Below are 8,453 nucleotides of genomic sequence, written 5' to 3'. Positions count from 1 at the left end.
CGCCCAGTCCTCCACGCTCAGCACCTCCCGATGCTTCAGGAGGTGGTCCCGATTCAGCCGGAACCACATGGTCAGTTTTCAGGCGGAGCCGACAACTTTTGGTCCCAATGCGATGAGCTCTTGCGGACCGGCGGCAGTCTGGCCCGAGAATACGATCGAATCCGCCACGCCAGCGCCCGACACGTGCCGAGCAGCATGCCGGCACCTCAGCCGCTTGAGGTTGCTCCAGAGCCGTCGTCCTCCACCGCTCTTGAGGCGCTAGCCGGCAGGGTCGGCGGCGACTACCTGGCAGGCGAGTGGCACACTTTCTCCACGCTGACCAGCATGCTGGCGCAACAACGCCAAGCCGTGTCACCCGACGCGCTGCTGGGCCTGATCGAGGCGCACCGTGAATGCCTGTCGACGCTCTACCGCAAAGCCGGCCGTGCACCCATCCGTGCTGATATTGGGGCCATGCTCGCCGAAGCTTCGGTCGTCGCCAGCAGGCTGTGGAGTGCGCAAGGCAATCGTGCTCTCGCAATCGCTCACTGCGCCTACGCCCGCCAGTTGGGCGACAGGCTCGGTGACCGCAGGATCAGCGCCACCGCACGAATCTTTGAGGGTAACCTTCAAGCCGCCACGCTGATCGAAGCCGATGGTGACGTCATGATCGGCCTGCGGCTGCTCGACGAGGCCGATCGCGCCTCCGCAGATCTCAGCCCCGCCGCGCGAGCTCGCATAGCCGCCGAGCAGGCCCAGGCCTATGCCGCCCTACGACTTCCGCGCGAGGCTACCGCTGCCCTAGGGCGAGCAGAGGCAGCGGTCAACGACTTGTCACCGATTGACTGTGTCGGCCTCTACAGCGACTGGAGCAACGCCCGTCTCCACGTCTACGCGGGCACATGCCATCTTCTCCTCGGCCAGCCCGAGCAGGCTGTGGGGGTGCTCGAAGGTGCAGTACAAGCGCTCGAACACGACTCCGCGAACATCAACGTCGCCCTCGCCGCGGCGGTCGACCTCGCGAGCGCCTACGCCGAGACTGGCGACCTGGAGCAATCCTGCACTCTGCTCGGCGACACCTTCGGTCAGCTGAAGGCCGGCGGCAACCAGCGGGGCATCGCCCGAGCTCAACGAGCCCGAGAGCGGCTGGCCCGTTGGCGCGCTGAGCCGGTTGTACGCGAACTTGAGGAGCAAATGGCTGCCTAAGAGGTAGCCGGCGACCCGCCCGAAGCCCACAGCGAGTTAACCGCCGCCACTACCGCCGTTGGGTCAAGACTGTCGAGTACCACGTCAGGGTGGTGGGAGGCCAACTCTTGATGTCCAATCCGGTGAGCGACAACAGCGACATGGAAGCCTGCGTGACGTGCGCAGGCGATGTCGTTGGGCGCATCCCCGATGACGATTACTCGATCAGGATCGAGCTGTTGGCCGTAGGTCGCGAGGTAGCGTCCAGCTACGACCGCCGGGAGTTGGAAGCGGTCTCGAGCGTCCGACCCGAACCCGCCGATGCGGAGATCGAGAAAGTCGTCCAAGCCCGACACCTGCAGCTTCACCTCGGCGGCCGAGCGCAGGTTGCCGGTCAGCACGGTCTGGTGGAAACCACGGCCGTGCAGCTCCGCGATGCTCGCCGCAGCACCTGGATACGGTGGCTGCACCTCAGCCAGCTCCCGCCGGCCCTCTTGCATTACCGCGGCGATGGCCTCGCGGAAGGCGGGTATGCCGGCCTCCGCAGCCAACGCGTCGACGCCCGAGGTGATCGCCGTGTCGATGGCAATCGACTCGTCCGTATAGCCGTGCACCTTCTTGTCAGGGAAGACAACCTCCGACTCGGCCATGCCGTAGGCGCGAGAGATCGCTCGCGTCAGCCAGCGCAAGTCTGCGGGGATGAGCGTTCCGTCAACGTCCCAGATAACCAAGCCGGCGCTGCCGTGGTTCATGGAGCCATCGTCGCACGCACGCCGGGGCAGGCAACTCGACAGCATCATCGGGTTCATCGGAAGGAACGTAGCGGTGCTGACAAAGACGCACGGTCTGCTCACGATCTCCTGGCCGGCGGCGAACTGGCCGCCCTCGGCTGGACGAACCACCCCCTCACTAGATCAATTACTAGTGAATCCGCCGGAGGCCTGAGGAGCGATACGTGCGCGTGATCTGGATCAACGGTGCGTCACCGAGGCTGCCATTTAGTGCATCATGGCTGACTGTTGGATTGCACTCGCAGACTACATTGGAGTGATGAGTGTCTACATCAGTGCAGCATCGCTTATTCTAAGCGCAATAGCGTTAGCCTGGAGCCGGTACCAATGGAAGGGATCCGTGGGGCGCCCGAAGACAACTCTTCACTACGGCGTTCTGACCACGGGAGACAGGTTCTTTCGCGTTCCGTGGCCGCACGGACAACGCGCCAAAGACGACCGTTCCTTCGGCCTTCCGGTACTAATGGTTACCGTAATGAACACGGGCAGAGGGGCCCTATTCATCGAGCATGTCGAGATCGACGGTACGATTTGCGGCATATGCGGCCCCTACAAGCTTGAATTTCCTCTGACTGTAGAGCCGAATCGGCGCATAAAGATTTACTACCTTCCTGTTTCTATGGGCTTCACATTCCCTGAGCAGATGGACGGAAAGCGCATACGGGCAACGGTCTATTATGACGTCGACAAGACGACACGGAGCAATCCCCTCATCTTGGGCCAGCGCCGAAAGCATGCAGCACGCGCAATATCAGTTGACCTAGGTCCCTCGCTCCCCCCATCCGTAGCAAAATTTTGAGCGACTGGACAGAGCCTTACCTTCTTTGATTTTCGGCGCACCGATCTCGGCAGTTGAGCGTCCGGCAGGAGACGCGCGTAGGCTTTTTCCGAACCGTCTGCAGCCGAGGTCTGGCCGCCCTAACGAATGGGCGAGAGCGTGGGTCATGGCCGAGGCTGTCTTGGATGAGGGGCATCCCGAGATTCACCAGCTGGGGCGGGAAAGGATTGCGGTCGAGGCTGGCCAGCTTCGATCGAATGGCTTCGAGACTGATCTGGAGGCCTTGAACTTCGCCGAGCCAGCCGTTCACTTTTGCCTCCTCAACGCGCTCTTCGAGGTTTGTGGCGATCTCGTCGAGGCGGCGGCGCTGCGAGGGGTCAACGCGGAGCATTGGGCATTGGGCATTCGGCATTGGGCATTGGATACCGAAACGTCCAAGTGCCGCTCCTGCCGCAGCCGAGCCTCGGCGGGTCCCGTCCAAGTTCTCAGGCCCAGAGCGCGCCGTTGTTGAGCCGCTCGTGCCACCGATCGAGCTTGAGGTTCTGCTCCTCGCTGGTGATCTCGACGTAGCCGTCGGGGTCGCCGATCCACCAGACACCGTCGTGGTGGACGAACATGTGGTGTCGGTCTCGCGGGGAGAGGCGGCTGGCCCGCTGTTGCTCTTCGTGATGACGCATCTCGTCGTGGCTCATGGTCCGCGGGGCGCCGGCGCTGATGGTGGTCGCGGGTTCGGGGTTCGTGTTCATGGCTGGCACTCCCTTCACAGCTCGATACGAGGGGCGTCGAGGGTTGGGCTGGATTCGCGTGGCGGTTCCAGCCCGGCAACTGGGCCTTCGACTTCCGCGGAGCGGGCGGTAGCGGCGGCCTCGGCTGCGCTGGCGCTGCGGGTGAGCGTGACCGTGACGTGTTCGGAGACCAGGTCGTGGCCGATGGTGACGGCGGTCCCGACTGCGACGGCGGTGACCTCCAGTCGGGCGAGGTGGGTGTAGTGGTTCAGGGTCTCTGGAAGCCGCTGGTGTGGTGCCCAGAGTGATTGGATCTCCCGTGCGCGTTCGACGTTCCAGGCGAGGATGACGGCGTCGATGGGGTCGTGGTCATAGGCGATCGAGACCGCGAGTTCGTAGGTGAGGCGCCGTTCGTCGGTCGTGAAGACGTCGGAGGTCAGCCAGGCGGCGACGTCGCGGGCTTGTTCGGGGTGCTGTAGAAGGTCGGCGATGATCGCGTCTTCGGGGTGCAGGTCGGCGGCGGCCAAGGCCACGACGGTCGGCAGGGACAGGGCTTGGTCCGGATCGATCGTGCTGGCGGGGGCGAAGGTCTCCGCTTGGGCGGTGAGGGCTTGGCCGAGTCGGACGAGGGCGTCCCGGGCGACCGGATCGGTGGCCTGCGTCGCGGCGGTGAGGTAGGGCTCGGCGAAGTCGATGGTGTCGCGGTCGAAGGCTGCTTGGATGACGATCTGGCTGTAGGCCCGAACACGCTGGTCATCCGGGGCGGCGGCGGCGAGGGCGTTGAGCAGGTTGGTGTCGACGTCGGGACGGTCGACGATCGCGACGACAGCGGCAACAATCCGTGCGGGATCCTCGCCGGTGGCGGGGGTGTCCAGGATGGCGTTGTAGATGGCCCGGTGGGCGGGGTGGCTGAAGTCGTCGCTGATGAGGTTGTCGGTGATGAGGGGTTGGTTCGGATCGGCGAGGAGGGCACCGAGAACGCCCTGCTCCGCTCGCATGATCAGGTCACTCATGGCGGGTCCTTACTGCTTCGTGAGCTGGTCGCGGACGGTGTCGGCGGCGCGCATTCGGGCGCTGGTGTCATCGAGGTGGGCGTGGTGGTCGGGGTCGGTACACCGAAGCCACGTCGCGCCGTCGCTGCTGCGGGTCCACCACGCGCCGGCGAGGTGGGCGTAGTAGGGCATGCTGCGGCTGTGTGGCCGGGCCTCGCCCTGGTCAAGGGCCGTGGCCATCTCCGCGTCGGCGAGCATGTTGGGAAGGCTGCGGGCCGGGCCGAGGGCGGGGCTGGAGGCCATCAGCGGCGGCCCGTGGGTCTGCCAGCGTTGGGCGAGGTCCGGGTGCGCCTCGCTCAGGAGGGTGGCGCTGGTGTGACCCGCCCGGCAGGTCGGGGCCCAGAAGTTGCCTGCGGCAGCGAGGGTTTGGCGCAGTTCTCCGTGCCAGGAGCGGGGGGAATGGGCGCCGCCGCTGTCGCGGCTGGTGTAGAGGACGTCGCGCCAGAACTTGAGGCTGCGCAGTTCTTCGACGAGCCCGGGATGCTGTGGCCAACACAGCGGCAGTCGCTCTTCTCGGGAGAGTTCGTAGAGGTCGTGGATCCAGGTGACCCAACCGACAAGTGCCGTCCACTCGGCGCTCTGCTCTTCGGCTGTCAGGGCGTGCCACTCGCGGATCGGCCGTACGGGTGCGTCTGATGCCGCAGCGGCCGGTGGATCGATGGTCATCGCGGGGTCTCCGGGGTGTGGCCCATCAGGGTGCGGGCATGGCGAACCGCGTCCGCGTACTCCTTGGCGTGTCGGCTCTCGTAGTGCCGCGCCATACGGGTGAGGACGGCCGGGGTGGTGGCATGGATGACCAGCGCCTCCCGGCGCTGCTCGTTGAGGGTGCGGATCGCTTCGGGGGACATGGTCTTGCGGTCGGTGACGGTGGTCTGGACGGTGACGCCACGGTCGTTTCGTTGCGGGACGAGGAGGGTTTCGCGGTAGGTGCCGGCGAGTTGGGAGAAGTCGTCGAGGTCGTCGCCGGCGAGGCCGCCGAGGGCGATCTTGATGGTGGAGTTGGCCCAGAGCATTCGGCGGCCCACGGCCCGCCAGCGTTGTTCGGCGGCGGCGAGGTTCTGCAGGACGGCGGTGACGAAGATGCCGCTGCCGGCGGCGTAGGACATCAGCTGCGGTAGGTCCGGCAGCGGGACGACGTTGGTGACCTCGTCGAGGATCAGGCCCAGGGGCGGGTCCAGCCGGCCGGTTGGGGCGCGCAGCGCGAGGCGTTTCGCGGTGGTGGTGATCTCGTCGACGAAGGCGGTGACAAGTGGAGCGAGGGCTTCGGCCTGTTGTTCGTCGACGAGCAAATACACCGTGTCGGTGCCGGAGCGCAGGAACGCCTCGATGTCGAAGGACTCGTTGACCGTCCCGGCGAAGACGTGGTGGGCGGCTTCGCCGAAGAGGCAACTGGTGCCGGTCTGGACGGTGGCCCACAGGTTGGACCGGGTGGTGTGCGGTTGGCGGTAGAAACCGTCGAGCATTTTCAGGACTCCGTCGCGGGCGCCATGGGCGTCACGCAGGAGCTTCACGGGCTGGTCGTTGGTGTCGTCGGTCGACCAGGCCAGGATGTCGGTCATGGTCCGGCCGGTGAGGGCGGCGGTGTGCAGCCAGGCGGCCATCAGGTTGGTGGCGGTCATGCCGAAGAAGCCGGCGTTGGTGGCGTCGGTGCTCTCCTGCTTTCCGACCTGGATCATCACGCCGGCCCGCTTGCGAGCGACGTCGTACCGGCCGCAGCCGGCGATGGGGCTCCAGGCGATGCGGTGCGGCCAGGTGAGGTCGCCGGTCAGCTCCATCACCCACGCCGTTCCCGCCCGAAGGGTGGCGGTGTTCTCCAAGACGTCGGGACGTACGGAGGTCACGACTGCGGCGCCGGGGAAACCGCGCAGCCACGGGATGATGACCTGGCTGGTCTTGCCCTGCCGTGGTGGCGCGACCAGGAGCACGGAGGATTCGAGCCCTGCGTGCAGGCGCATCGATCCGGCGTCGCCCAACGGCACCGCGACATCCGTCAGCATCGGTTTGTGATCCAGTCCGGGCCGCAGGCGTGGAGCCGCCCGCAGAACGGCCTCGGCGGAGAGGGTGCGGCGCAGCTGCTGCCGCGATGCCATCCCCCGGGCTTGGCGTCCGTTGCCCCACCGCTGCCACAGCAGCACTCCTGCTGTTGAGAGGGCGCCGCTGACGAGCACCGCGGCGGTGTAGAAGCGGATCGGGCCCGGCAGCTGGCCCTGGGCGGGTGGTGGCCAGGCCAGTCGAGGGTCGCTGAGGTGCCGGGGCAGGGCGAGAGCGATGCCGTACGCGTCGGCTGGGGAGGTCCCCGGCCAGTGCAGTGCCAGCAGCCCGGCGACCTGGCCGGTCAGCCAGATGCCGAGCATGGTGCCAGCGGCCACCGCGACGATGGCACCCACCACCCAGTCAGAGCCGCTGGTGAGACTCCCGCCGAGCCGCGTGGTGTTGCCGCTCATCTACACCGCCATTCGTTCGTTGGTGTAGAACAGCTGCCGTTCCTGCGGGGTGAGGATGGTCTGCACGATCTGGCTGGGCTGCCGGCCGATCTTCCACAGCGCCCGGCCGACGTGCTCGCCGGACCAGGAGGCGATGTGGGCGCACTCGGTGTCGGTGAGCCCGATCTGGTCCTTGGTCATGGCCAGCGGCGCGGTGTCCTGGCGCAGGCATACCCGCACGTCGCAGGAGGCGATGAGGTTGCTGGCGATGGTGACCTCTTCGCTGCCAGCCGGGCCGACGGCTTCGAAGTCAGCGAGCCGGTGGGTGCTGAGCACCTGGATCGTTCCTTGAGCGCGGGACAGCCGCAGGTCGGAGTCGACCTTGCGGATCATGGCGGGGACGCGCATGGCCCGCCAGAGTTCGTCGCGGATGACCATGCGGACGGGCCCGCCGGGTTCGTCGATGGCGGCCTGTCCCCAAGAGGAGACGCAGGCCAGGGTCATGGCGACGGTCTCGTCGCCGCGGCCGTCGATGCGGGACAGGTCGACAGTTTGGATGGGGGCGTCGAAGTCCAGGCGGATGGTCGTCGGCCCGTCGAACAGGCCGCTCAACGACCCTTGGACCATGTTGCCGAGGGCGTCGGCGGTGGGGCGGATCATCTCCCGTAGTTCCCCGGTGTCGTCGCCGCGGACCCGCAGTTCGGAGGCCATGTCCGGCAGTGGGTCGCGTAGCAGCGCCCAGACGGCGGGGATGGTCGGGTCGGTGAGGTGGCTGTCGCCGGTGGCCTCGCCGGAGGCGTGCTTGATGGCCAGGGACAGGGCCGCCTCCTCGGTCGGGGACAGTGCCCGACCAAGTCGCATCACCAGTAGCGAGGAGAGCAGGGTGATGCGTCTGCGGTGGATCTCGTCCAGCCGTTCGCGGAGCTTCTCCGTGTCGCCGGGGAGGTTGCGGCCGAGGGGTCCGCTGTCGAGGGGGTTGAGTCGGTTGCCGAGGCCTGGCCCGAGTTCGAGGGGTTCGACGCCGAGGTGGCGGGCGAGGGTGGCGTACTCGTTCTTGATGTCACCGAGGACGAAGGCGCGTACGCCGTAGGCCATCAGCCGGTAGCAGAGCAGTTTGATGGTGGCGGACTTCCCGGAGCCGGGTACGCCGGTGATGAGGAAGTTCGGGTTGGTGATCAGTTGCAGGCGCAGCCACTCGATGGGGTGGCAGGAGAAGCTGCCTCCGGACTGGGTGTCGATACCAATGTAGGTGCCGGCCGGGGGCATCGTCTGCCCGTACAGCCACGGGTAGAGGCCCTGCATCTGGCCGGTGGAGGCCCGGAAGACGGGGATCTGCGGGGCGCGGGCGGCCTGCCCGGCGAACGGCCGCGGCCATCCGCGCCGCGGCGGCGTCGGTTCCGGTCGGGTCCGCCCCGGCTTCGAGGGGGCATCGGCGGGCGTGGTCGGGGTCGGGAGGTCGCCGAGGAGGTCGCTCAGGTCGGCGACCGGCAGGTTGTTGCGTCGAGTACGGCGCAGCATCG

8 protein-coding genes are annotated in these 8,453 nt (G+C 67.0%); 2 read left to right on the top strand and 6 right to left on the bottom strand.

Annotated elements, in window-relative coordinates; genetic code table 11:
* Positions 1 to 183: 183 nt before the first annotated feature.
* Positions 184 to 1,185: an XRE family transcriptional regulator gene (locus ACIBF8_RS31440; RefSeq protein ID WP_396787545.1), complete on the top strand. Its 1,002-nt coding sequence runs from the start codon at positions 184 to 186 to the stop codon at positions 1,183 to 1,185.
* On the opposite strand, the gene ACIBF8_RS31435 is transcribed toward ACIBF8_RS31440, so the two are convergent.
* Positions 1,182 to 1,973 carry an HAD family hydrolase gene (locus ACIBF8_RS31435; RefSeq protein ID WP_396787544.1) on the bottom strand — a complete coding sequence of 264 codons (792 nt, stop codon included), beginning with the start codon at positions 1,971 to 1,973 and terminating at the stop codon, positions 1,182 to 1,184. The genes ACIBF8_RS31440 and ACIBF8_RS31435 overlap by 4 nt on opposite strands.
* Positions 1,974 to 2,214: 241 nt before the next feature.
* Between ACIBF8_RS31435 and ACIBF8_RS31430 the strand changes: the two genes are divergently transcribed.
* Positions 2,215 to 2,754 (top strand): hypothetical protein, encoded by a 540-nt coding sequence (locus ACIBF8_RS31430; protein WP_396787543.1) that lies wholly within the window; start codon positions 2,215 to 2,217, stop codon positions 2,752 to 2,754.
* A 464-nt stretch (positions 2,755 to 3,218) separates the two neighbouring features.
* On the opposite strand, the gene ACIBF8_RS31425 is transcribed toward ACIBF8_RS31430, so the two are convergent.
* Genes ACIBF8_RS31425 through ACIBF8_RS31405 form a run of 5 tightly spaced genes read right to left on the bottom strand, consistent with a single transcriptional unit; the run spans position 3,219 to position 8,451 of the window.
* Positions 3,219 to 3,479: a hypothetical protein gene (locus tag ACIBF8_RS31425; RefSeq protein WP_396787542.1), complete on the bottom strand. Its 261-nt coding sequence runs from the start codon at positions 3,477 to 3,479 to the stop codon at positions 3,219 to 3,221.
* 14 nt (positions 3,480 to 3,493) lie between these two features.
* Positions 3,494 to 4,471 (bottom strand): DnaB-like helicase N-terminal domain-containing protein, encoded by a 978-nt coding sequence (locus ACIBF8_RS31420; RefSeq protein ID WP_396787541.1) that lies wholly within the window; start codon positions 4,469 to 4,471, stop codon positions 3,494 to 3,496.
* A 9-nt stretch (positions 4,472 to 4,480) separates the two neighbouring features.
* On the bottom strand, positions 4,481 to 5,176 hold the full coding sequence (locus ACIBF8_RS31415; protein ID WP_396787540.1) for a hypothetical protein: 696 nt from the start codon (positions 5,174 to 5,176) through the stop codon (positions 4,481 to 4,483).
* Positions 5,173 to 6,954 carry a type IV secretory system conjugative DNA transfer family protein gene (locus ACIBF8_RS31410; protein ID WP_396787539.1) on the bottom strand — a complete coding sequence of 594 codons (1,782 nt, stop codon included), beginning with the start codon at positions 6,952 to 6,954 and terminating at the stop codon, positions 5,173 to 5,175. The genes ACIBF8_RS31415 and ACIBF8_RS31410 overlap by 4 nt, the downstream gene beginning before the upstream one ends.
* Complete coding sequence (locus ACIBF8_RS31405) at positions 6,955 to 8,451, bottom strand: VirB4 family type IV secretion system protein (RefSeq protein WP_396787538.1); 1,497 nt, start codon at positions 8,449 to 8,451, stop codon at positions 6,955 to 6,957.
* Positions 8,452 to 8,453: the final 2 nt, after the last annotated feature.

The organism is Micromonospora sp. NPDC050276, from assembly GCF_044459545.1.
Lineage (GTDB): Bacteria > Actinomycetota > Actinomycetes > Mycobacteriales > Micromonosporaceae > Micromonospora.
The sequence above is the reverse complement of the archived record's forward strand: the minus strand, read 5'-3'. Positions and strand labels throughout refer to the sequence as shown.

Bases quoted from the DNA above. Each gene is read 5' to 3' on its own strand.
- ACIBF8_RS31435 (WP_396787544.1), bottom strand. From the start codon at position 1,973: ATGAACCCGATGATGCTGTCGAGTTGCCTGCCCCGGCGTGCGTGCGAC.
- ACIBF8_RS31430 (WP_396787543.1), top strand. From the start codon at position 2,215: ATGAGTGTCTACATCAGTGCAGCATCGCTTATTCTAAGCGCAATAGCG.
- ACIBF8_RS31425 (WP_396787542.1), bottom strand. From the start codon at position 3,479: ATGAACACGAACCCCGAACCCGCGACCACCATCAGCGCCGGCGCCCCG.
- ACIBF8_RS31420 (WP_396787541.1), bottom strand. From the start codon at position 4,471: ATGAGTGACCTGATCATGCGAGCGGAGCAGGGCGTTCTCGGTGCCCTC.
- ACIBF8_RS31415 (WP_396787540.1), bottom strand. From the start codon at position 5,176: ATGACCATCGATCCACCGGCCGCTGCGGCATCAGACGCACCCGTACGG.
- ACIBF8_RS31410 (WP_396787539.1), bottom strand. From the start codon at position 6,954: ATGAGCGGCAACACCACGCGGCTCGGCGGGAGTCTCACCAGCGGCTCT.
- ACIBF8_RS31405 (WP_396787538.1), bottom strand. From the start codon at position 8,451: ATGCTGCGCCGTACTCGACGCAACAACCTGCCGGTCGCCGACCTGAGC.